The organism is Pseudopedobacter sp. (assembly GCF_040392825.1).
GTDB lineage: Bacteria > Bacteroidota > Bacteroidia > Sphingobacteriales > Sphingobacteriaceae > Pseudopedobacter.
In genome coordinates this window covers 1-23,548 of sequence record NZ_JBEBVH010000029.1, presented here as the reverse complement: position 1 = coordinate 23,548, position 23,548 = coordinate 1, and the positions used below count along the sequence as shown (strand labels likewise).

General features: G+C 36.7%; 20 protein-coding genes and 1 tRNA gene. 9 read left to right on the top strand and 12 right to left on the bottom strand.

From position 1 onward, the window contains the following. Together ABWO41_RS03680 and tamL are read left to right on the top strand one after the other, a co-directional pair. Nucleotides 1-1,976 (top strand): translocation/assembly module TamB domain-containing protein (locus tag ABWO41_RS03680; protein WP_353133613.1); only part of this gene is annotated, 1,976 nt, incomplete at its 5' end. 3 nt (nt 1,977-1,979) lie between these two features. Next, entirely contained in the window at nt 1,980-4,265 is a 2,286-nt protein-coding gene (gene tamL, locus ABWO41_RS03675) for a translocation and assembly module lipoprotein TamL (RefSeq protein ID WP_353133611.1), read from the top strand. Between the two features lie 15 nt (nt 4,266-4,280). Here tamL and ABWO41_RS03670 read toward each other — a convergent pair whose 3' ends face one another. Then, entirely contained in the window at nt 4,281-4,697 is a 417-nt protein-coding gene (locus ABWO41_RS03670) for a YidH family protein (RefSeq protein ID WP_353133608.1), read from the bottom strand. A gap of 119 nt (nt 4,698-4,816) precedes the next feature. On the opposite strand from ABWO41_RS03670, the gene ABWO41_RS03665 reads away from it, so the two are divergent. After that, complete coding sequence (locus tag ABWO41_RS03665; RefSeq protein WP_353133605.1) at nt 4,817-5,296, top strand: nucleoside deaminase; 480 nt, start codon at nt 4,817-4,819, stop codon at nt 5,294-5,296. On the opposite strand, the gene ABWO41_RS03660 is transcribed toward ABWO41_RS03665, so the two are convergent. Continuing rightward, nucleotides 5,293-5,694 (bottom strand): RNA-binding S4 domain-containing protein, encoded by a 402-nt coding sequence (locus ABWO41_RS03660; protein ID WP_353133602.1) that lies wholly within the window; start codon nt 5,692-5,694, stop codon nt 5,293-5,295. The genes ABWO41_RS03665 and ABWO41_RS03660 overlap by 4 nt on opposite strands. A 61-nt stretch (nt 5,695-5,755) precedes the next feature. On the opposite strand from ABWO41_RS03660, the gene ABWO41_RS03655 reads away from it, so the two are divergent. The 6 genes from ABWO41_RS03655 (at nt 5,756) to miaA (ending at nt 11,539) form a co-directional block, all read left to right on the top strand. Next, on the top strand, nt 5,756-6,574 hold the full coding sequence (locus ABWO41_RS03655) for a 2,3,4,5-tetrahydropyridine-2,6-dicarboxylate N-succinyltransferase (protein WP_353133599.1): 819 nt from the start codon (nt 5,756-5,758) through the stop codon (nt 6,572-6,574). Nucleotides 6,575-6,752: 178 nt separating this feature from the next. Next, nucleotides 6,753-7,886 carry a glycosyltransferase family 4 protein gene (locus tag ABWO41_RS03650; RefSeq protein ID WP_353133596.1) on the top strand — a complete coding sequence of 378 codons (1,134 nt, stop codon included), beginning with the start codon at nt 6,753-6,755 and terminating at the stop codon, nt 7,884-7,886. Beyond that, nucleotides 7,873-8,439, top strand: a complete 567-nt coding sequence (locus tag ABWO41_RS03645; RefSeq protein ID WP_353133593.1) for an L-threonylcarbamoyladenylate synthase — start codon at nt 7,873-7,875, stop codon at nt 8,437-8,439. The genes ABWO41_RS03650 and ABWO41_RS03645 overlap by 14 nt, the downstream gene beginning before the upstream one ends. A 59-nt stretch (nt 8,440-8,498) precedes the next feature. Beyond that, a complete protein-coding gene (locus ABWO41_RS03640; RefSeq protein ID WP_353133590.1) occupies nt 8,499-9,911 on the top strand; it encodes a CCA tRNA nucleotidyltransferase in 1,413 nt (470 codons plus the stop codon). A gap of 30 nt (nt 9,912-9,941) precedes the next feature. Further along, nucleotides 9,942-10,556, top strand: a complete 615-nt coding sequence (locus ABWO41_RS03635; protein WP_353133587.1) for an IS1096 element passenger TnpR family protein — start codon at nt 9,942-9,944, stop codon at nt 10,554-10,556. 65 nt (nt 10,557-10,621) lie between these two features. Continuing rightward, the gene (gene miaA, locus ABWO41_RS03630; RefSeq protein WP_353133584.1) at nt 10,622-11,539 is read left to right on the top strand and encodes a tRNA (adenosine(37)-N6)-dimethylallyltransferase MiaA; all 918 of its coding nucleotides are present in this window, start codon (nt 10,622-10,624) and stop codon (nt 11,537-11,539) included. A gap of 54 nt (nt 11,540-11,593) precedes the next feature. Here miaA and ABWO41_RS03625 read toward each other — a convergent pair whose 3' ends face one another. The 10 genes from ABWO41_RS03625 to secE form a co-directional block, all read right to left on the bottom strand. Then, entirely contained in the window at nt 11,594-11,908 is a 315-nt protein-coding gene (locus ABWO41_RS03625; RefSeq protein ID WP_353133581.1) for a DUF3467 domain-containing protein, read from the bottom strand. A gap of 93 nt (nt 11,909-12,001) precedes the next feature. Continuing rightward, nucleotides 12,002-12,074, bottom strand: a tRNA-Thr gene (locus ABWO41_RS03620). Between the two features lie 141 nt (nt 12,075-12,215). Beyond that, entirely contained in the window at nt 12,216-16,499 is a 4,284-nt protein-coding gene (gene rpoC / locus ABWO41_RS03615; protein ID WP_353133578.1) for a DNA-directed RNA polymerase subunit beta', read from the bottom strand. 72 nt (nt 16,500-16,571) lie between these two features. Beyond that, nucleotides 16,572-20,372, bottom strand: a complete 3,801-nt coding sequence (gene rpoB / locus ABWO41_RS03610) for a DNA-directed RNA polymerase subunit beta (RefSeq protein WP_353133575.1) — start codon at nt 20,370-20,372, stop codon at nt 16,572-16,574. A 138-nt stretch (nt 20,373-20,510) separates the two neighbouring features. Beyond that, a complete protein-coding gene (gene rplL, locus ABWO41_RS03605) occupies nt 20,511-20,888 on the bottom strand; it encodes a 50S ribosomal protein L7/L12 (RefSeq protein WP_353133572.1) in 378 nt (125 codons plus the stop codon). A gap of 59 nt (nt 20,889-20,947) precedes the next feature. After that, nucleotides 20,948-21,466 (bottom strand): 50S ribosomal protein L10, encoded by a 519-nt coding sequence (rplJ, locus tag ABWO41_RS03600; RefSeq protein ID WP_353133569.1) that lies wholly within the window; start codon nt 21,464-21,466, stop codon nt 20,948-20,950. Between the two features lie 4 nt (nt 21,467-21,470). Beyond that, nucleotides 21,471-22,169 (bottom strand): 50S ribosomal protein L1, encoded by a 699-nt coding sequence (gene rplA / locus ABWO41_RS03595; protein WP_353133566.1) that lies wholly within the window; start codon nt 22,167-22,169, stop codon nt 21,471-21,473. Nucleotides 22,170-22,191: 22 nt separating this feature from the next. Further along, entirely contained in the window at nt 22,192-22,635 is a 444-nt protein-coding gene (rplK, locus tag ABWO41_RS03590; protein WP_353133563.1) for a 50S ribosomal protein L11, read from the bottom strand. A 97-nt stretch (nt 22,636-22,732) separates the two neighbouring features. Continuing rightward, nucleotides 22,733-23,275 (bottom strand): transcription termination/antitermination protein NusG, encoded by a 543-nt coding sequence (nusG, locus tag ABWO41_RS03585; RefSeq protein WP_353133560.1) that lies wholly within the window; start codon nt 23,273-23,275, stop codon nt 22,733-22,735. Between the two features lie 10 nt (nt 23,276-23,285). Then, entirely contained in the window at nt 23,286-23,480 is a 195-nt protein-coding gene (gene secE, locus ABWO41_RS03580) for a preprotein translocase subunit SecE (RefSeq protein WP_353133557.1), read from the bottom strand. Nucleotides 23,481-23,548: the final 68 nt, after the last annotated feature.

The following is a 23,548-nucleotide window of genomic DNA, read 5'->3' as shown; positions in this document are numbered from 1 at the left end:
TAGTAGATCAGGATTCTTTGAAGATAGGCGGAGTTATTGATGGAAATGTATTGCTTACCAACTTAACGTCCGATATGGTATTTACATCAGATGCCCATATTTCTAATTTTAATCTCAGAGGAGACACTTTAGGCAATATAGATGTAAAAGTAGATAACAGGCAGGCTAATACATTTGCGGCAGATGTTTCAATAACAGGTCAGGGGAACCAGGTGAATTTAAACGGTACTTATTCAACTGCCAGCGAATCTATGGATATGAATCTGGTTATTCAAAGGCTGAATTTAGCTAGTATACAAGGTTTCTCTTTTGGAAACATGAGCGGTGCAAGTGGTTATTTATCCGGCAATTTTGATATAACCGGAAAAACATCAGCACCTAAAGTTTTGGGAGAACTGAAGTTTAATGATGGTGCGTTTAGACTCACCAAAACCAATACTTATTTTAAATCTCTTAATGATAGAATAGAATTTAACAATGAAGGAGTAGCATTCAACAGGTTTAAATTGACAGATTCTACTAATAATGCGATTACTATTGACGGAAAAGTCCTTACTAAAACCTATACCGATTTTAAATTCGATCTGGCAGTTAATACCAACAATTTTAAAGTGGTAGGTTCTACAGCAAAAGATAATGATCTCTTCTATGGCGATTTATTTATAAATACTCGCTTAAGGATTAGAGGAGATATGGAAAGTCCGATAGTTGACGGAAGTTTGAAGGTGAATAAAGGTACAGAATTTACCATTGTGCTGCCAACATCGGACCCGGGGCTGGCAGAACGAGAGGGAATAGTAGAGTTTATTGACCAGGATAATATAGATCTAAATAATGTTTTTGTAGTTCCGGATACTTTACAGACTACACAACTTACAGGTATGGATGTTTCAGTAAATATAGAGGTAGATAAAGAAGCGGTATTAACGATGATTATTGATAAGGGAAACGGAGATTTCGTTCGTGTACAGGGAGATGCCCAGTTGAGCGGAGGTATAGATCCTTCCGGTAAGGTAAGTTTGACAGGTAGATACGAACTTAACGAAGGAAGTTACGAGATGACATTTAACTTCATCAACAGAAAGTTCGATATCCAAAAAGGGAGCTCTATAGTCTGGACAGGAGAACCGATGTCTGCAATAGTTGATATTACAGCAGTTTATATCGCTAATACTGCTCCAATAAATTTGCTGGAGGACCAATTGGTTGAAGAATCAGAAGCAATAAAAAATACCTACAAACAAAAAATACCTTTTCAGGTATTATTAAAAATGGATGGCGAACTACTTAAGCCTGAGATAACTTTTGACATTCAGCTTCCGGATGGAAATTATAGCGTATCAACAGATATTGTAAATAATTCGCAAAACAAATTAGACCAATTAAGGCAACAACCGTCTGAGTTGAATAAACAGGTTTTCGCACTTTTGTTATTAAACAGATTTGTAGGTGAAAATCCTTTTGCTAATGATGCCGGAGGAGGCGGAGTAGAGTCTATGGTTAGGCAAAGTGTAAGCAAAATACTTTCAGAGCAGTTGAATAACCTGGCCGGAAATCTTATTGAAGGCGTAGAGCTTAATTTTGATTTAGAATCTACGGAAGATTATAGCACCGGAAGTTTAGAAAATCGAACCGATTTAAATGTTGGCGTCTCCAAACGATTTCTGGACGACAGATTAAAAGTTACTGTAGGTAGCAATTTTGGACTGGAAGGAAATAACCAACCCAACAGAGAAACTAATAACATTGCCGGAGACATCGCGGTAGACTATAAACTGTCTAAAGACGGCAGGTATATGCTAAGGGCCTACCGGAAAAATCAATATGAAGTAGCTTTGCAGGGACAGGTAATAGAAACGGGCATTGGTTTTATCTTAACTATGGACTATAACAAGTTCAGAGAAATCTTTGACAATAGCAGAGAGCGAAGAAGAATGAGGATAAGAAATAGAGAGGAAGCAAGAACGAATGAATAGGTTATGACGAAATTTAAGACAACTCATATTATAAATTTGTTGCTATTGGCATTTTTTGTAGCTTCTTGCAGCAATACTAAATACCTGCCTAAAGGTGAAAAACTTTATATAGGTGCTGATGTAAAAGTTATTGATGACAGCTTAAACAGAAAAGAGCGGAAGGCGCTTGAAGAGAATCTGGAAGCGTTGGTCAGGCCAAAACCTAATTCTTCTTTTCTGGGACTTAGACCAAAGTTATTAATTTACAATTTAGCAGGAGAACCAAAAAAAGAGAAGGGGTTTAGGCATTGGCTGCGAACTAAGGTGGGCGAACCGCCTGTTCTGGCAAGTAAAGTTGATGTTCAATATAACATAGATTTATTACAAAACAGAGTTGAAAATTTAGGATATTTCAGAGCAGAAACAGAAGGAGATACTACGAGTAGACGTAAAAGAGTAAAAGCACATTATGTATCTAAACCAGGCGTTCAATATAAAATAAGAACTATTACCTTTCCAAAAGATAGTTCTCAAATAGCAAAGTTTATTAAAGATAACTCCGACAATAGTTTACTGAAAAAAGGAGATCCGTATAACCTGGATGTTATTAAAGGCGAAAGAGAAAGGATTGATGCCAGATTAAAAGAAAATGGCTTTTATTACTTTTCGCCGGATTACATTATTATAAAGGTAGATAGTACAGTAGGAACACATCAGGTGGATATGTTTTTAGAAGTTAAATCTCAAACACCTGCAAAAGCAAAAGAAGAGTATTACATCAATAATATTTTTATTTATCCAAGTTATTCCGCCAATAGGATGTCCCTGTCCAGAAACAGGAACAATGTAACCGAGTATAAGGGGTTTAAAGTTATTGAGAGACGGAATACTATAAAACCGCAAGTTTTTGAACGGACAATGTTCTTCGAACCAGGAGATAAATATAACAGGACAGACCACAATCTTTCTTTAAATCGATTAGTAAGCCTAGGGACTTTCAAATTCGTGAAAAACCAATTTCAGGAAACAGATTCTGCATCAAATAAACTGGATGTATATTATTATCTAACACCAAATAAGAAAAAATCTATTCGATTAGAATTACTGGGAAAAACAAATTCTGCTAATTACAGAGGTACAGAATTAAGTTTAAACTGGTTAAATAGAAACACACTGAAAGGTGCAGAACAGTTAACTATAAGTGCATTTGGCGGTTTTGAGGTGCAAATTGCAGGAAAAGATAAAGGTTATAATGTTTATAGATATGGTTTAGATGGAAAATTGGTTTTTCCAAGATTTATCACTCCCTTTAAACTTAATTCTTCCAGCGCTTTCATCCCAAAAACCCAGATTAATTTAGGTTATGAGAACCAAAGGAGAATCAAACTATATACCTTACAAACATTTAAGGGCTCATTTGGTTACTTATGGAAAGAAAACCTTTATAAGGAACACGAGTTAAAGGTAACAGAAATTACTTATGTAAACTCCTCTAATGTAACACCTGAATATTGGGAAAGAATAGAACAACTTCCATCTTTAAAAAGAGTAATTGAGAAGCAGCTTATTTTTGGGCCAAGCTATTCTTTTACATTTACCAATACGAGTTTAGTCAATAAAACGCATACCTTCTACTATAAAGGGGGGCTGGATCTATCCGCTACTATTGTTGGATTATTTTCTAAAAGAGACAGTGCCGAAATCTTTGGTGTTCCTTATAGTGAATATTTGAAAATGGAACATGATTTTAGATATTACCTGCGCTTAAATTCCAAAAATAGGTGGGCAAACAGAATTTACGTTGGATTTGGCTTGCCCTATGGGAACTCGCGAGAACTGCCTTATATTAAGCAGTTTTTTTCGGGGGGTACAAATAGTATCAGGGCATTTAGAGCAAGGTCTATTGGTCCGGGGAGTTTTAGAGACCCAAATTTAGAAAATACGTTTGTACCGGATTATTCCGGAGATATAAAATTGGAACTGAACTCCGAAATCAGAACCAAGCTGGTCTCTATCGTAGAAGGAGCTTTATTTGTTGATGCGGGTAATATATGGTTGAAAAACCGAAATAACAACCGATCCGGAGGACAATTTTCTAAAGACTTTTTAAGTGAAATGGCGGTGGGTGTTGGGGCGGGCATCCGTTTAGACTTATCATTTTTGATTTTAAGAGGCGATTTGGCGATGCCTGTCAGAAAACCATATTTACCAAAAGGAGAGCGTTGGGTAATCAACCAGATAGATTTTGGCTCTAAAACGTGGAGGCGAGATAATCTGGTATTTAATTTAGCTATCGGCTATCCGTTTTAGAGGTTTCAAAGGAGACTATATACTATCAATTAAATACCAAACTAGGAGGATGCTTATGATTATAATCCCACAGGTTATAATTGTAATCATTGGATTAGTGCTAAAATAGTTCTCCTGATCAATTTGTTGCTCAATTTTCTTATAATTCAGGAAGGACATTAAAGCGGTTAGAGCTCCCAAAGCGACTAAAATAATCCCTATTAAAGAGGAGTAGCTATGTTGGGTATGATGTAAATTTCCGCCTAGCATTAGTGTTAGCTGCTTAATAAACATAGAAAATTTCACCACAACAAAGCCTAGTCCCATAATACCGATACTTGTCCTTACCCAAGCTAGAAATGTACGTTCATTAGCTAAATGATCGTTTGTCTTTTTTGTAGGTTGTTTGTCCATATCATTATTCCACCTGTAATTAAACAGTTGATTGTACAAGCTGTTTTAGTAAATGTATATAACAAAAAAGCTATCCCAAACCTTCAGGCTTTTTTATTAGAATATTAAGAAGATTATCGTATACCTCTTTTGCCTATTAGCTTTTAATTTAGATAAGTATGTCCGATAAAGAACAAATAAAATTCATGAATATGGCTATTGAAAAAGCCAGCGAGAATGTTAAAACCGGAAAAGGTGGCCCCTTTGGAGCTGTTATTGTAAAAAATGGAAAAGTAATAGCCGCAACGGGCAATACTGTCTTCGAAACTTATGACCCTACAGCTCATGCAGAAGTTGCAGCAATTAGATTAGCTTGCAATGAATTAAAAAGCGTGACACTTGAAGGTTGTGAAATTTACGCCAGCTGTGAACCCTGTCCTATGTGTTTAAGCGCAATTTATTGGGCCAAAATAGATAAGCTGTATTATGCTGCCACAAAAGAAGATGCCTCTGCAGCAGGTTTCGACGATACATTTCTCTATAAAGAAATTGCACTCAATCCAGGCAAAAGAAGTTTAAACACACAGCATTTTATGCACCAGGAAGCCTTAGTTAGCTTTGAAGAATGGAAGCGCAAGTTAAACATAGATGATATTTAGTCTTCATCGTCCCAAAAAGAGTCAGATTGTTGCAAATTATCAATCTCTCTCCTGTCTTTCTTTGTTGGCCTACCTGTTCCCCTATCTCTAACCAATACCGGAGCATGAAATACCGATTTAAATCTGTAAGTATCTTCCTCTGGCGTAATATCTTCGTAATATAAAACTGCCTTTTTTGCATCTACCCTATTATGCAGTAAATCTATAACCCGAATTACTTTCTTTTCTATCCCTTTAGAAACCTGGTACTCATCTCCTATCTTAATCTCATAACTCGGCTTTAAATTCACGCCAGCTTTTTTTACCCGACCTGCTTTGCATGCCTCCGTTGCCAAAGTTCTGGTTTTGAATACCCGAATGGACCATAAATACTTATCTATTCTTAATTTCTCTGCCATAATTACCCAAAGTTCCCATAATTCGTTAAAAATCCCTTAATTTGCAACAAAAATTTTTAATATGATTGCCGGATTAAAAAAAGCTATTGAAGAAGCATGGGAAGATAGAAATCTATTAAATTTCAAAGAGTACCGTGATTCTGTTGAAACTGTTATCGAACTTTTAGATCGTGGAGAATTAAGAACTGCTGAGCCTATCTTAGGCGGATGGGCTGTTAACGATTGGGTTAAAAAGGCCGTTATTCTCTATTTCCCTATCCGCGAAATGGAAAAAATAGAGGTGGGTCCTTTTGTATTTCATGATAAAATGAAATTAAAAACCGACTATAAAGAAAAAGGAGTGAGAGTTGTTCCTCATGGTATAGCCAGATACGGTGCTTTTTTAGCAAGCGGAGTAATCATGATGCCTTCTTACGTTAACATCGGTGCTTATGTAGACGAAGGTACCATGGTAGACACCTGGGCCACAGTTGGTTCTTGTGCTCAAATTGGTAAAAGAGTACACTTAAGCGGTGGCGTTGGTATTGGTGGCGTTTTAGAGCCTGTACAAGCTGCTCCTGTTATTATAGAAGACGATTGTTTCATTGGTTCCAGAGCTATTGTTGTAGAAGGTGTAAGAGTTGGAAAAGAAGCTGTTCTTGGTGCAAACGTTGTCTTAACCGCTTCTACAAAAATTATTGATGTTTCTGGTCCAGAACCAGTAGAACACAAAATGTATGTTCCGGAACGCTCTGTGGTTATACCTGGAAGTTATACCAAAAAATTCCCTGCAGGTGAATATCAGGTTCCTTGTGCGCTAATTATCGGACAAAGAAAAGAGTCTACAGATAAAAAGACTTCTTTAAACGATGCTTTAAGAGAGCACAACGTTGCTATCTAATAATATATCATAACCGCAAAGGATATAAAGAGTTCCGAAGGGATTCCTTCGGAACACAAAGTTTTTTTAGTTCGAAACCTGGTGTAATAGTTACTCAAAGAACTAATAACTAATGAACTTTGTGTTCTTTGCGGTTAGACTATCAAATCTATAATCGCAAACCGTAAATCTTAGTCTTTTGAGAATTGGATTCGAAGCTAAAAGAGTTTTCAGAAATTTTACAGGCTTAGGCAACTATAGTCGGGCTGTCGTAAAAGTATTGTCCGAAAATTATCCGGCAAACCAATACTTTCTCTACACACCGGATATAAAAGGTACACTAAATAGTAGTCTCAATCTAAAGACAGAAAATATTTTTATCAGAACTGCTCCAATAAAAGCATTGAAAGCTATTTGGAGAATATTGCAAGTCAACAAAAATTTAGCAGAAGATAAAATCGATATCTTTCACGGATTAAGTGGTGAATTACCTTTAAATATCCGGAAATCCGGAATTCCCTCGGTAGTAACTATTCACGATCTGATTTTTATACGGTACCCCCATTATTTCAAATCTATAGACAGAAATATTTACAAATATAAATTCAGAAAAGCCTGTATCAATGCAGATAGAATTATTGCTATAAGCGAGCAGACCAAAAGAGATATTATTCACTTTTTTAACATCAGCCCAGATAAAATCGACATTGTATATCAAGGCTGTGACCCTATATTTTCTATTCGCTCAACAGGAAAGGAATTGGAAATAATAAAGCAAAAGTACCAGTTACCTGATGAGTTTTTACTATGCGTAGGTACTATTGAACAAAGAAAAAACCAATTACTTATTTTAAAAGCATTAAAACACCTTCCAAAACACATTAAACTGATACTGGTTGGTAAACCTACCGCTTACAAAGCAGAATTAACGAGTTTTGCCGATAACAATAAACTTACAGATAGAATAATATTCCTGGAAAACGTCCCATTTCTGGATCTCCCTGTAATATATCAATTGGCAAAAATCTTTGTATACCCATCCAGATTTGAGGGATTTGGCATTCCCATATTAGAAGCCATCTCCAGTGGAATTCCAACTATAGGAGCAACTGGGTCTTGTTTGGAAGAAGCAGGAGGACCAGATAGTATGTATACCTCTCCCGATAACGAAGAAGAACTTGCCAAGCACATTAATACCATTATTCAATCAGAGTCTATTCGTAAAAATATGGTTGAAAAAGGTTTAGAATATACTCATCAATTCAACGAAGAAAATATTGCTCGAAATTTGATGAATGTTTACCAAAAAGCATTAAGAAATGTTCAGAGATGAAATCAATAAAGCCTTAGACGTTTTAAAAAGTGGAGGCTTGATATTATATCCCACAGATACGATTTGGGGAATTGGATGCGATGCAACCAATGCAGAAGCTGTAGCAAAAGTATTTGCGCTCAAACAAAGAGCAGAAGCGAAAAGCTTAATTATCTTACTGGACTCAGATAATAAATTGGCCAGCTATGCAAATGACATCCCGGATGTAGCTTATGATCTGATCGAATATGCAGAAAATCCCATGACCATTGTATTTTCCAACGCTAAAAATCTGGCTCCAAACGTTATTAATGAAGATGGAAGTATTGGAATAAGAATTACATCTCATGAATTTTGTAAAGAACTTATCCAGAGATTCAGAAAACCCATTGTCTCCACTTCAGCAAACATCAGCGGGCAACCCTCTCCTAAAAATTTTTCATTTGTAGCGCAGGAAATAAAAGATGGAGTAGATTATATTGTTAATCTGGAACAGGATGACCACGAGGAAAAAAAACCTTCGACAATTATAAAATTGGAACCTGACGGTAAATTTGCCTTTATCAGAAAATAATTTACGATTTTTGTACCGTGACAATCATCCCTTTTGTGAAAGAACAAAAGGATTTTAAAATGAAAGAATACCTTAAACACCCCGTTTTTAACATAATTTCGGAACTAAGTACAAAGTTAGGCATAGAAACCTATGTTATTGGCGGTTTTGTACGCGATATATTTTTAAAAAGACCTTCTAAAGATGTAGATATTCTGGTTATCGGAAATGGTCCTGGTTTCGCTTTGGAAATAGGCAAAAAACTAAACACGAATGTTTCCGTCTTTAAAAATTTCGGAACAGCTATGTTGCGTTATCAGGATCTTGAAATAGAATTTGTTGGTGCAAGAAAAGAATCTTACAGATCAAACTCCAGAAAACCAATAGTCGAAGATGGTTCTTTGGAGGACGATCAGAAAAGAAGAGATTTTACCATAAATGCTATGGCGATCTCGCTTTCAAAAGCCAATTATGGGCAACTAATTGATCCATTTAATGGCCTTAATGATCTTCAGGATAAATTAATTATTACACCGCTGGAGGCAACCGAAACTTTCTCTGACGACCCTTTGCGTATGATGAGGGCTGTTCGCTTTGCTACTCAACTGAACTTTAAAATCCATCAAAGTGCTATAGATGCCATTGTTCTTAATAAAGATCGCATAAAAATAGTTTCGAAAGAAAGAATTACTGACGAACTGAATAAGATTATCCTATCAAAAAAACCTTCTATAGGCTTTAATTACCTTTTTGATACCGGGTTATTGCACATCATTTTTCCGCAATTAGCTAATCTGTATGGAGTAGATTATATAGAAGGAAAAGGCCATAAAGATAATTTCTACCATACATTACAAGTCTTAGACAATCTTTCCAAAAATTCTGGTGATTTATGGTTAAGATGGGCTGCTATACTTCATGATATTGCCAAGCCTGCGACCAAACGATTCGAAAGAGGACACGGCTGGACATTTCATGGACATGAAGATAAAGGTGCCAGAATGGTACCTAAAATTTTCGCAGAACTAAAACTGCCTCTTAATGAAAAGATGAAATACGTCCAAAAATTGGTACTGTTACATCTGCGTCCAATTGTTTTAGCCCAGGACATCGTTACAGACTCTGCCGTCAGAAGGCTTCTGTTTGAATCCGGAGATGATATAGACGATTTAATGCTGCTTTGCCAAGCGGACATTACTACGAAAAATGAATATAAAATAAAGAAATATCGAAACAATTTCGAACTGGTAAAACAAAAGCTGAAAGATGTAGAAGAGAAGGACAAAATTCGCAACTGGCAGCCACCTGTTACTGGAGACGATATCATTAAAGCTTTTAACATCAAGGCCGGACCTGAAGTTGGGGTCATTAAAAATCGAATCAGAGAAGCAATTCTAGAAGGTGATATAAAAAACGACAGAACAGAGGCTTTGGCACTTATGAAAACTGTTGGCGAAGAAATTGGTCTTAATTTTGAACAACAAATAAACTAAATATATTCAAATAAAATTTATTTTTGCGACATGGCAATTTATAGATTCAGAGTAAGTTTTGAGGATTATGATGATATAATTAGAGAAATAGACATCAAATCCAGTCAGACTTTTAAAGATCTTCACGATGCAATCCATAAATCTATTGGTTATGATCCTGAAAAGTCGTCTTCCTTTTATGCAAGCAACGACCAATGGATAAAAAATGAGGAGATTGCATATTTACCAAATCAAAGAAAAATTGATCGTGGAGTAGCCTTAATGGAAAGCTCTAAGCTGAGTGCGTTTATAGATGATCCTCACCAGAAATTTTATTACGTCTATAATTTTGACAGGCCGTTCGATTTTCATATCCAATTGGTAAAAATCCTGGAGAACGATACTAAAGAATATCCTGTAGTAGTGAAATCTATTGGCGAAGCACCTAAGATTTTTTCTAATATATTGGGTAATCCTAATGAAGTTACAGGCGATGAAGATGAAGATTATGTTGAAGATGACGACATTCTTATTGCCGATGAAGATGAATTGAATTCCTTAAATGCCAGAGAAGATGAGGAGGAAGAAGAAGATGAGGAAAGCGATGAATTCTCCGACGAATTTTCGGACAACGAAAATTACGAATCAAATGATTATGACGACTAAATAAGAAATCCGGGATATTCCGGATTTTTTCATTTAATTGCTATTCAATAAAACTCTAAAGATATATGCCGAAGACCTTAATCATTATAGTTGGACCAACAGCAGTAGGCAAGACCAACATAGGAATTGAAATTGCAAAACACTATAAGACGGAAATTATTTCTGCAGATAGCAGGCAATTCTTCAGAGAAACAACAATTGGAACAGCAAAACCTTCAGAAGAAGAATTATTGGCAGTAAAACACCATTTTATTAATTCTCATTCGATAACCCAGGATTTCAGCGTTGGACATTACGAAAAACAAGCGCTGGAAACATTAAATCATATTTTCAGCGAACACGATTATGCTGTAATGGTTGGTGGTTCGGGCCTTTATGTAAATGCTGTAATTAATGGCTTTGATGAGCTTCCTGAAATAGATATAACCGTACGTAATACGTTAAATAAAAAACTGAAAGAACAAGGTATTTCGCCTCTTCAGCAAGAATTAGAAAAAATAGATCCGGAATATTATCAAACTGCAGATGTTAATAATCCTCAAAGAGTCATCAGGGCTTTAGAAGTTTTTTATTCTTCCGGTAAACCCTTCTCTTCATTTAGGACCGGAATTAAAAGAAAAAGAGCTTTTAAAATAGTTCTTATTGGATTAAATATGGATCGTGAGAAGCTTTATGATAGAATCAACCAGCGTGTTGATATAATGATAGAACAAGGTTTAATAGACGAGGTAAAATCTCTTATTCCTTACCAAAATCTTAATAGCCTGAATACGGTAGGCTATACGGAAATATTCGACTATCTAAACGGAAACATCAATCTGGAAAGAGCCGTCGAACTCGTTAAACAAAACTCCAGACGTTACGCCAAAAGGCAAATTACATGGTTTAAAAAGGTGGAAGGAATTAAATGGTTTGAGCCAAACCAAAAGGAAGACATTATTTCATATATCGAATATGAGACAATGTCTTCCTTATATTTTTAGTTCAGCCAAACTTTTAATACTCTTTCATTAAAAATTAAAAACTCTTCATTGACACTATGCCTGTGCCGTTGGCCCTCCAAAAGTAAACGGCAATTCCGCTCCATTATCAGCCCCATCTCTGATTACACCATTTACCATTTCAAACTTATTTATATTGTCTTGCAAAGCCCCTAAAAGCCTTTTGGCATGTTCCGGAGTTAAAATAATTCTGCTCTTTACTTTTGCTTTCGGAACTCCAGGCATCATGCGTATAAAGTCAACAACAAATTCGGAATTAGAATGGGTAATAATAGCCAGATTTGAATAAATACCTTCAGCAATTTCTTCTGATAATTCTATATTGATTTGATTTTCGTTCTTCTCTTCCATATCGAATACTATATTTCTTAAATAACCAAGACACGAAGATAAACGTTTTTATAAAATTAAAAAGATTACAATGAGTATTTGAGAAAGGAAAAGAGCCTCCTATCGGAATCGAACCAATGACCTACTGATTACAAGTCAGTTGCTCTACCAGCTGAGCTAAGGAGGCTTTTAATGTACTACCCTTGTTTTTGGTGGTGCAATTTTAAGGAATATTCCTATGTTCGCCAAATTTTTTTAAAGATTTCAAACATAAAAAAACCCGCTTATTACTAAGCGGGCTATAAGTTTCTATATTTCAAAGTATTGACTAAGCGTCAACCTCTTCTTTAGAAGCCATCAATTTGTCGTACTCTTCCTGAGAGCCTACAATAATTCTTTCGTAGTCTCTTAAACCAGTACCTGATGGAATTAAGTGTCCAACAATTACGTTTTCTTTCAATCCTAACAAATCATCACGTTTACCTGCGATAGCTGCCTCGTTCAATACTTTTGTAGTTTCCTGGAAGGAAGCTGCAGATATAAACGATTTAGTTCCCAGAGACGCTCTTGTAATACCTTGAAGCATTGGGCTTGCAGTTGCAGGACGAGCCTCTCTTGCAGTAACCAGTTTCAGGTCTTTACGTTTCAGCTGAGAATTCTCATCACGTAATCTTCTTACAGAAATAATTTGTCCTGGTTTCAACGCATTTGAATCTCCCGGATCTTCAACTACCATCTTATCAAAGATACTATCGTTTTCGATAGAGAAATCGAATCTGTCAACAGCTTCTTTTTCTAAGAATTTAGTATCACCAGCATCATCAATCATTACCTTCTGCATCATTTGGTGAACAATAGTTTCGAAATGTTTATCGTTAATTTTCACACCCTGCAGACGGTAAACCTCTTGAATACCATTTACTAGATACTCTTGTACGGCTGCAGGACCTTTAATAGCCAGAATATCACTTGGAGAGATAGCACCATCAGATAATGGCATACCAGCTTTAATAAAGTCATTGTCCTGAACCAGAATATGTTTAGCTAGAGGTACAAGATATTTCTTAACCTGACCATCTCTGGATTCAATAGTTACCTCGCGGTTACCACGTTTAATACCACCTAATGTTACAACACCATCAATCTCTGTTACAACAGCAGGATTAGAAGGGTTTCTAGCTTCAAATAACTCTGTTACACGAGGTAAACCACCTGTAATATCTCGGGTTTTTCCAGTAGTACGAGGAATCTTAGCTAAGATTTCACCCATTACCACTTCTTCCCCTTCAGAGACAATAACATGCGCTCCTACCGGAATGTTATATTCTCTTACAGAACCACCTTTTTTATCAGCAATTTTAACAACAGGGTTTTTAGTTTTATCTCTTGTATCAATAATTACTTTCTCTCTGTGTCCTGTTTGTTCATCAGATTCCTCACGGAAAGTCACACCTTCAATGATAGATTCATAAACAACTTTACCAGAGAACTCAGAAATAATTACCGCGTTATATGGATCCCATGAACAAATTTTATCCCCTTTAGATACTTTATCTCCTTCTTTTACGAACAGATAAGAACCGTAAGGAATATTATTAGTCATAATCACTCTGTTTGTGTTCGGATCAATGATCTTAAACTCGCCAGAACGTCCTAATACAACATCAACTTTTCCTTCTTCTGTTTGGTATTCAACTGATCTGATATTTTCAAACTCAATAATACCATCAAACTTCGCTGTAATCTGAGATTCAGCAGCAATGTTAGAAGCAGTACCACCGACGTGGAATGTACGAAGCGTTAACTGTGTACCCGGCTCACCAATAGACTGTGCTGCAATAACACCTACAGCTTCACCTAACTGAACACGTTTACCAGAAGCCAGGTTACGGCCATAACATAAAGCACAAACCCCTTTAGATGCCTCACAAGTTAATACAGAACGAATTTCGATACCTTCTAATGGAGACTCTTCGATTGTTTTAGCAACCTCTTCTGTAATATCCTGATTAGCAGCTACCAATAACTCATTAGTTATCGGATGATAAACATCATGCAAAGAAGTACGTCCTAAAATTCTTTCATACAACGGTTCAACAATATCTTCATTGTCTTTCAGCGCCGTTGTGAAAATACCTCTTAATGTACCACAATCCTGATTTTTTACCACCATGTCTTGCGCAACGTCATGCAAACGACGAGTTAAATAACCTGCATCCGCAGTTTTTAACGCCGTATCCGCAAGACCTTTACGGGCACCGTGGGTAGAAATGAAGTATTCTAATACTGATAAACCTTCTTTGAAGTTAGATAAGATAGGGTTTTCGATAATTTCACCACCAGAACCTGATTTCTGAGGTTTCGCCATCAATCCCCTCATACCTGCTAACTGACGAATCTGCTCCTTAGAACCACGGGCTCCAGAATCCAACATCATGTAAACCGAGTTGAATCCTTGATTGTCATTAGACAATTGGGTCATAACGTGGCTGGTCAATCTGTTGTTGATACGTGTCCAAATATCGATAATCTGGTTGTAACGCTCGTTATTGGTAATGAAACCCATATTATAGTTAGTCATTACCTCATCAACTTCCTGACGAGCTTGTTCTAATAGCGCATGCTTCTCTACCGGAATGTTAACATCTTTCAGGTTGAAAGACAAACCTCCTTTGAAAGCCGATTGGAATCCCATTGTTTTAATATCGTCAAGGAACTGTGCAGCTCTAGCCATACCAGTTTCTTTCACAACATAACCAATGATATCTCTTAAAGATTTCTTAGTTAACAATTCGTTAATGAAACCTACTTCTTCCGGAACAACTTCATTGAAAAGTACACGTCCAACGGTAGTTTCGATCATTTTGTTAACGATAGAACCATCTTTTTCTTTAACGTTTGTTCTTACTTTAATAAAAGCATGAAGATCAACCTGCTTTTCATTATAAGCAATAATCACCTCTTCTGCCGAATAGAAAGTAGAGCCTTCACCTTTTACCACTCTGGATTCATCCGTCTTACGTCCTTTGGTCATATAATAAAGACCAAGAACCATGTCCTGAGAAGGAACGGTTACCGGAGTACCATTTGCAGGGTTTAGGATATTATGCGCCGCCAACATTAAAATTTGAGCTTCCAGAATTGCCGCGTTACCAAGTGGTACGTGAACAGCCATCTGGTCACCGTCAAAGTCGGCGTTGAACGCTGTACACACTAACGGATGTAACTGGATAGCTTTACCTTCAACTAATTTCGGTTGGAAAGCCTGGATACCCAAACGGTGAAGTGTAGGAGCCCTGTTCAGAAGAACCGGATGTCCTTTTAACACATTCTCCAGAATATCCCATACTAGCGGGTCTTTTCTATCAACAATTTTCTTTGCAGATTTCACTGTTTTAACCACACCTCTTTCAATCATTTTACGAATGATGAATGGTTTAAACAATTCAGCTGCCATATCCTTAGGTAAACCACATTCGTGAAGTTTTAATGTAGGACCTACAACGATAACCGAACGACCAGAATAGTCAACACGCTTACCTAATAAGTTCTGACGGAAACGTCCTTGTTTACCTTTTAAGATATCTGATAAAGATTTTAACGCTCTGTTACCTTCGGTTTTAACGGCATTAACTTTTCTCGAATTGTCGAATAAAGAGTCAACCGCTTCTTGTAACATACGTTTCTCGTTACGTAAGATAACTTCAGGAGCTTTAATCTCCATTAACCTTTTTAAACGATTATTACGAATAATTACACGACGGTAAAGATCATTCAAATCTGAAGTAGCGAAACGTCCACCTTCTAAAGGCACTAATGGACGTAACTCTGGTGGAATAACAGGAACGATTTTAACAATCATCCACTCCGGATTATTCTCTATTCTTGTTTTAGAACCGCGGAATGCTTCTACAACTTGTAAGCGTTTTAAAGCTTCGTTTTTACGTTGCTGAGAAGTTTCATTAGCGGCCTGATGACGTAAATCATAAGATAACTGATCTAAGTCTAAACGTCTTAATAAGTCCTCTAAAGCTTCAGCTCCCATTTTAGCAACAAATTTCTGAGGATCTTTGTCATCTAAATATTGGTTCTCTTTAGGTAATTTATCTAAAACGTCCAGGTATTCCTCTTCAGTTAAGAAATCCATATATTGAATTCCTTGCTCTTCCATAAGACCTGGTTGAATAACTACATAACGTTCGTAGTAGATAATCAAATCCAATTTCTTGGTAGGAAGACCTAAAAGGTATCCAATTTTATTTGGTAATGATCTGAAATACCAGATGTGCGCCACAGGAACAACCAGGTTGATATGTCCCATACGCTCACGACGTACTTTCTTTTCTGTTACCTCTACACCACAGCGGTCACAAACGATTCCTTTATAACGGATTCTTTTGTATTTACCACAGTGACATTCGTAATCTTTTACCGGACCAAAAATACGCTCACAGAATAAACCATCTCTCTCTGGTTTATATGTCCTGTAATTGATTGTTTCTGGTTTCAGTACCTCACCACTTGATCTTTCCAGAATAGCTTCCGGAGAAGATAAACTGATAGTAATTGAGGTGAAATTACTTTTTATTTTATTATCCTTTTTGTAAGACATATTTTTTTAAGCTAAAAGCCCAAAGCTAAAAGCTTAAAGCTTTACGCTTTAAGCCATTGGCTTTGTGCTTTATTAATCTAATGTTATATCTAATCCCAATCCTCTCAATTCATGAACCAATACATTGAATGATTCCGGAACACCAGGAGTTGGAAGGTTTTCACCTTTTACAATAGCCTCGTATGTTTTAGCTCTACCTACAACATCGTCAGACTTAACGGTTAAGATTTCCTGAAGGATATTAGCCGCACCGAATGCTTCTAATGCCCAAACCTCCATCTCACCAAAGCGCTGACCACCGAATTGAGCTTTACCACCAAGAGGTTGCTGAGTAATCAATGAATAAGGACCGATAGAACGAGCATGCATTTTATCGTCAACCATGTGCCCTAATTTCAACATGTAAATGATACCAACAGTAGTAGGTTGATCAAAACGCTCGCCAGTTAATCCGTCATGTAAATACGTTCTTCCTGATTCTGGAATACCTGCTTTTTGGATGTAATCTTCTACCTCTTCCTGAGAAGCACCATCGAAAATTGGAGTAGCAAACTTCAATCCCAATTCTTTACCAGCCCATCCTAAGATAGTTTCGTAAATCTGTCCAAGGTTCATACGAGATGGCACCCCTAGCGGATTTAATACGATATCTACAGGTGTTCCATCTGCTAAGAAAGGCATATCCTCATCACGAACGATACGCGCTACGATACCTTTGTTACCGTGACGTCCCGCCATTTTATCTCCTACTCTTAGTTTACGTTTCTTAGCTACGTAAACTTTAGCCATCTGTACAATACCTGATGGAAGTTCGTCACCTACGCTGATAGCGAATTTATCTCTTCTATAAGCACCTAACTCTTCATTGATTTTAATACCATAATTATGAAGTAAGGCCTTAATCAACTCGTTTTTATCCTCATCTGTAGTCCATTTTGTAGGATTGATGTGGTTATAGTCAAGTTCCATTAATAACTTCTGAGTGAATTTAACACCTTTAGCTATTAATAATTCTTTATAGATATTGTAAACGCCCTGAGAAGTTTTTCCGTTAACAATGTTGAACAATTTGTCAACTAAAGTTTCGCGTAACTCTCTTACAGCCTTTTCGTGTCTTGCATCCAGTTTATCTAACTGAGATTTCTCTTCTGCTTTAGAAGTTTTCTTAGCTCTTGAGAATAACTTGGTATCAATAACAACACCACTGATTGACGGAGGAGTTTTTAAAGAAGCATCTTTTACATCACCAGCCTTATCACCAAAGATTGCTCTTAATAGCTTCTCTTCCGGTGAAGGATCAGACTCTCCTTTTGGAGTAATCTTACCAATTAAGATATCACCTTCTTTTACTTCTGCACCAATTCTGATAATTCCGTTTTCGTCAAGGTCTTTAGTAGCCTCTTCAGAAACGTTAGGAATATCTGGTGTCAATTCCTCTTCACCACGTTTAGTATCACGTACTTCTAATTCGAATTCCTCGATATGTACCGAAGTGAAAATATCCTGAGATACTACACGCTCAGAAATTACGATCGCATCCTCGAAGTTGTATCCTTGCCAAGGCATGAACGCAACTTTCAGGTTTCTTCCTAATGCTAACTCTCCGTTTTCTGTAGCGTAACCTTCACAAAGAACCTGACCTTTAACAACTCTTTCACCTTTTCTTACAATAGGTTTTAAGTTAATACAGGTACTTTGGTTAGTTTTCTTAAATTTAATTAAGTTATATGTTTTAGATTCACCATCAAAGGAAACCAGCTCTTCGTCGTCGTTTCTATCGTATTTAATTGTGATCTGATTGGCATCTATATACTCAACAACTCCATTTCCTTCTGCATTAATTAAAGTACGGGAATCAGACGCTACACGTCCTTCTAAACCTGTACCTACAATTGGCGCGTCTGGTCTTAATAAAGGCACAGCCTGACGTTGCATGTTAGATCCCATCAATGCCCTATTCGCATCATCATGCTCTAAGAAAGGAATTAATGATGCCGCAATAGAAGTAATTTGATTTGGAGAAACGTCCATATAGTCTAATTTCTCTGGCTCAATTACCGGGAAGTCACCCTCATATCTGGCTTTCACCTTTTCGTCTGCAAAATTACCTTTATTGTCGTACTGAGCATTCGCCTGTGCGATAGTTTTCGCATCTTCATCCTCGGCACTTAAATAAATAACTGGCTCGTCAACTGCAACTTTACCTTCAACAACTCTACGGTAAGGTGTTTCAATAAAACCTAAATTATTGATTTTAGCATGTACACAAAGAGAAGAAATCAAACCAATGTTTGGACCCTCTGGCGTTTCAATGGTACATAAACGACCGTAGTGCGTATAGTGAACGTCACGAACTTCGAAACCGGCTCTCTCTCTTGATAAACCACCTGGACCTAATGCAGACAAACGACGTTTGTGTGTTATTTCTGCTAACGGATTTGTTTGATCCATGAACTGAGATAACTGATTAGTTCCAAAGAAAGAATTGATAACTGATGATAATGTACGGGCATTAATCAAATCAGTCGGAGTGAACACCTCGTTATCACGGATATTCATACGCTCACGTATAGTTCTTGCCATACGGGAAAGACCTACTCCAAACTGAGCATATAATTGCTCCCCTACAGTACGAACACGACGATTGGATAAGTGGTCAATATCATCTACCTCTTCTTTAGAGTTGATTAACTTGATCAGGTACTTAACAATCGCAATGATATCTTCCTTAGTTAAAACTTTCGTTTCATCAGGAGTATCTAGCTGTAATTTTCTGTTGATTCTGTAACGACCAACATCACCTAAATCGTAACGCTTGTCAGAGAAGAATAATCTGTCGATAATACCTCTCGCTGTTTCTTCATCAGGTGGTTCTGCGTTACGTAATTGACGGTAAATATGCTCAACCGCTTCTTTTGCAGAGTTAGACGTATCTTTCTGCAAAGTATTATAAATGATAGTATAATCTCCGCTGTTGCTATCTTCTTTTGATAAAATCAAAGTTTTAACACCAGCATCAACAATCATATCAATATGCTCGTCTTCTAAGATTGTCTCTCTTTCAAGGATAATTTCGTTCCTGTCAATAGAAACTACCTCACCTGTATCTTCGTCTACGAAATCCTCTACCCATTTCTTAAGAACCCTTGCAGCCAGTTTACGGCCAACATATTTCTTAAGACCAGATTTGCTAACTTTTACTTCATCAGCAAGATCAAAGATCTCTAAAATATCTTTATCAGCATCATAACCGATAGCTCTTAATAAAGTAGTAACAGGGAATTTTTTCTTACGATCGATATAAGCATACATCACGTTATTAACGTCAGTAGCAAACTCAATCCAAGATCCTTTGAAAGGAATTACACGGGCTGAATAAAGTTTCGTTCCATTAGTGTGTCTGCTTACGCCAAAGAACACACCAGGAGAACGGTGCAATTGAGAAACAATAACACGTTCAGCTCCATTGATAACAAAAGTTCCTTTAGGTGTCATATAAGGTATAGTACCTAAATAAACATCCTGAACAATTGTTTCAAAATCTTCATGTTCCTCATCGTTACAAGATAAACGTAACTTAGCTTTTAAAGGAACACTATAAGTCAACCCACGCTCAATACACTCTTGAATGTCGTATCTGGGTGGATCTATAAAATAATCTAAAAATTCTAAAACAAAGATGTTTCTTGAATCAGAGATTGGGAAGTTTTCAGCGAATACTTTAAATAATCCTTCTGTGTGACGATTATCTGAAGTTGTTTCTAACTGAAAGAATTCCTTGAACGATTGGATTTGTACATCCAGAAAATCAGGATAATCAATTACATGTTTGCTTTGGGCAAAATTTATCCTTTGATTGCTTTTGTTTGCCAAGGGTCTAAAATTTTAGTTTAAAAACTGAAAATTCGATTATCGTTGTTCTAACGGTAATGAAAGGTGTATACACCAAAAGCCTAAGACTCCATACCCAAATGGGTGGAGTCTAAGGCTGTATTTTTGAGGTGTTGGAGATTATTTAATCTCAACAACAGCTCCTGCTTCTTCTAATTGTTTTTTAAGAGCTTCAGCTTCGTCTTTAGCTACACCAGCTTTTAATTCCTTAGGTGCACCATCAACTAGATCTTTAGCTTCTTTCAATCCTAAACCAGTTAAATCCTTAACTAATTTAACTACTGCTAATTTCTGACCACCAGCATCTTTTAAGATTACGTCAAAAGAAGTTTTCTCTTCAGCAGCAGCAGCACCTTCACCAGCAGCTGGAGCAGCTACAGCAACTGCAGCAGCAGCAGGCTCAATACCATACTCGTCTTTTAAGATTTGAGCTAATTCGTTAACTTCTTTAACTGTTAAGTTTACCAATTGTTCAGCAAACGCTTTTAAATCTGCCATTATATTTTAATTTAAAATTTACTAATAATAATTTATTCCGAATATTACAGGTTTCCGGATTAACCTCTTTCTTGTAAAGTTTTGACAATTCCTGCCAATTTGTTTCCGCCAGACTGGAGGCCAGAAATAACATTCTTAGCCGGAGACTGAAGCAATGCAACGATATCAGCAATAAGCTCTTCTCTTGATTTAAGATTAACAAGAGCATCTAGCTGGTTATCACCGATGAATGCAGTAGAATCAATATATGCTGCTTTCAATACTGGTTTATCACCTTCTTTTCTTAAAGCCTTAATAAGCTTTGCAGGCGCATTGCCGGTAGTAGAAAACATCACTGAAGATGAACCTTTAAGAACATCGAATAAAGGAGCTACATCTCCATCAAGTTGCTCTAATGCTTTCTTGATTAAAGTGTTTTTTACAACCTGAATTCCGATGTTATTCTCAAAACATTTGCGGCGAATATTATTGATTTTTGCTACTGTTAAATCAGAAGTATCAGTAATATAGAAATTACCGAATTCTTTCATTTGTTCAGCTAAAGCAGAAACAACTTCGTGTTTTTCTTCTTTTCTCATAATATTATATTCCCGCTACTGATTTAGTTTCAATTTCGATTCCAGGAGACATAGTAGAAGAGATATGAATACTCTTGAAATATGTTCCTTTTGCAGCTGAAGGTTTTAACTTAGAAATTGTTTGAAGTACCTCCAAAGCATTCTCATAAATCTTATCAGCAGCGAAAGATACTTTACCAATTGAGCAATGAACGATACCGGTCTTATCTACTTTAAAGTCGATTTTACCACCCTTAACGTCTGTTACCGCTTGTCCAACATTTGGAGTTACAGTTCCTGATTTAGGATTTGGCATCAAGTTTCTTGGACCCAATACACGACCCAACTTACCAACTTTAGCCATACAGCTAGGTGTAGTAATAATGATGTCGACATCTGTCCAACCACCCTCAATCTTAGCAATATACTCATCTAACCCAACATAATCAGCACCAGCTGCTTTAGCTTCTTCTTCTTTATCAGGAGTTACTAAGGCTAACACACGTACTGTTTTACCGGTACCATGAGGCAAAGTTGCGATACCACGAACCATTTGATTTGCTTTACGCGGATCTACTCCTAAACGTACATCAATATCTACTGATGCATCAAATTTAGTTGTAGTAATATCCTTTACCAGGGCAGCTGCATCTTTTAAAGAATAAGCTTTACCAGCGTCAAGTTTGGAAAGAGCTGTTTTTTGATTTTTTGTTAATCTAGCCACTATCTTAAACTTAATTTTTTAATTAATTGTTCCAGGGAGCGTTTCCTGTAACGTTAATACCCATACTGCGAGCAGTACCTGCAACCATTCTCATAGCTGACTCTACTGTAAACGCATTTAAATCTGGCATTTTATCTTTTGCAATTTCCTCTACCTGTTCCCAAGTAACGTTTGCAACCTTTTTACGGTTAGGCTCCGCAGATCCACTTTTAATTTTAGTAACTTCCATTAACTGGATAGCAACTGGTGGAGTCTTAATGATAAAATCAAATGATTTATCAGCATAAACAGTAATAACAACCGGAAGAACCTTGCCAGGTTTATCCTGAGTACGAGCGTTGAATTGTTTACAGAACTCCATGATGTTAACACCCTTAGCACCTAATGCAGGTCCTACTGGTGGAGAAGGGTTTGCCGCTCCTCCTTTAATCTGTAATTTGATTAACGCACTGACTTCTTTTGCCATGTTCTATTTATTTATTTCTCAACGTTAATTAATGTGGAAGCATTCTTTTGTTGAGCTCATATCCAATTTCATTAGATTCGAGATTTAAATCTCTCACCTATTCTTTTTCTACTTGCATGTAGTTGAGCTCAAGAGGCGTTTTTCTTCCAAAAATTTTCACCATAACCTTAAGCTTTTTCTTTTCTTCATTAACTTCCTCGATGACTCCGGAGAAACCGTTGAATGGACCATCCATCACTTTTACATTCTCTCCAACATAGTAAGGAATGTTCATCATCTCTCCCTGCTCGGTCATTTCGTCCACTTTACCTAAGATTCTATTAACCTCGGCCGGTCTAAGCGGAACTGCATTACCGTCTTTATCACCCAGAAAACCAATTACACTATTCAAATTCTTAATGATCAATTCTAGCTCAGCATTTAAAGCTGCTTCAACTAGAACATAACCAGGATAATAGTTTCTTTCTTTAGCAATTTTCTTCCCATCTCTCATTTGATAGTATTTTTCCATAGGAATTAATACCTGAGGAACCAAATGATTCAATTCTAGACGACTTATCTCAGCATCAATATACTGTTTAACCTTCTTCTCTTTCCCACTTACAGCCCTAACCACATACCATTTTAACTGATCACTCATTTTTCTAGAATTATGCGAAAGATTTGTAGATTAATTTAATTAAATTACCTGCAGACTCATCCATTGCAAATATAATTAGCGCGATAATTAAAGCCGCAACCAATGTAATTATTGCACTATTTTGCAACTCAGACCAAGTAGGCCAAGTTACTTTTTCTTTTAACTCAATAAAAGATTCTTTGATATATTCTGCAAAATTAGCCATCTATATTTTCTTGCTTTAGCACGGGCACCAGGACTCGAACCCAGACCAAAGGTTTTGGAGACCTTCGT

What these genes read in the sequence shown, in the direction of transcription:
- tamL (WP_353133611.1), top strand. Translation starts at nt 1,980, where the DNA reads ATGACGAAATTTAAGACAACTCATATTATAAATTTGTTGCTATTGGCA.
- ABWO41_RS03665 (WP_353133605.1), top strand. Translation starts at nt 4,817, where the DNA reads ATGTCCGATAAAGAACAAATAAAATTCATGAATATGGCTATTGAAAAA.
- ABWO41_RS03660 (WP_353133602.1), bottom strand. Translation starts at nt 5,694, where the DNA reads ATGGCAGAGAAATTAAGAATAGATAAGTATTTATGGTCCATTCGGGTA.
- ABWO41_RS03655 (WP_353133599.1), top strand. Translation starts at nt 5,756, where the DNA reads ATGATTGCCGGATTAAAAAAAGCTATTGAAGAAGCATGGGAAGATAGA.
- ABWO41_RS03645 (WP_353133593.1), top strand. Translation starts at nt 7,873, where the DNA reads ATGTTCAGAGATGAAATCAATAAAGCCTTAGACGTTTTAAAAAGTGGA.
- ABWO41_RS03640 (WP_353133590.1), top strand. Translation starts at nt 8,499, where the DNA reads ATGAAAGAATACCTTAAACACCCCGTTTTTAACATAATTTCGGAACTA.
- ABWO41_RS03635 (WP_353133587.1), top strand. Translation starts at nt 9,942, where the DNA reads ATGGCAATTTATAGATTCAGAGTAAGTTTTGAGGATTATGATGATATA.
- miaA (WP_353133584.1), top strand. Translation starts at nt 10,622, where the DNA reads ATGCCGAAGACCTTAATCATTATAGTTGGACCAACAGCAGTAGGCAAG.
- ABWO41_RS03625 (WP_353133581.1), bottom strand. Translation starts at nt 11,908, where the DNA reads ATGGAAGAGAAGAACGAAAATCAAATCAATATAGAATTATCAGAAGAA.
- rpoC (WP_353133578.1), bottom strand. Translation starts at nt 16,499, where the DNA reads ATGTCTTACAAAAAGGATAATAAAATAAAAAGTAATTTCACCTCAATT.
- rplL (WP_353133572.1), bottom strand. Translation starts at nt 20,888, where the DNA reads ATGGCAGATTTAAAAGCGTTTGCTGAACAATTGGTAAACTTAACAGTT.
- rplJ (WP_353133569.1), bottom strand. Translation starts at nt 21,466, where the DNA reads ATGAGAAAAGAAGAAAAACACGAAGTTGTTTCTGCTTTAGCTGAACAA.
- rplK (WP_353133563.1), bottom strand. Translation starts at nt 22,635, where the DNA reads ATGGCAAAAGAAGTCAGTGCGTTAATCAAATTACAGATTAAAGGAGGA.
- nusG (WP_353133560.1), bottom strand. Translation starts at nt 23,275, where the DNA reads ATGAGTGATCAGTTAAAATGGTATGTGGTTAGGGCTGTAAGTGGGAAA.
- secE (WP_353133557.1), bottom strand. Translation starts at nt 23,480, where the DNA reads ATGGCTAATTTTGCAGAATATATCAAAGAATCTTTTATTGAGTTAAAA.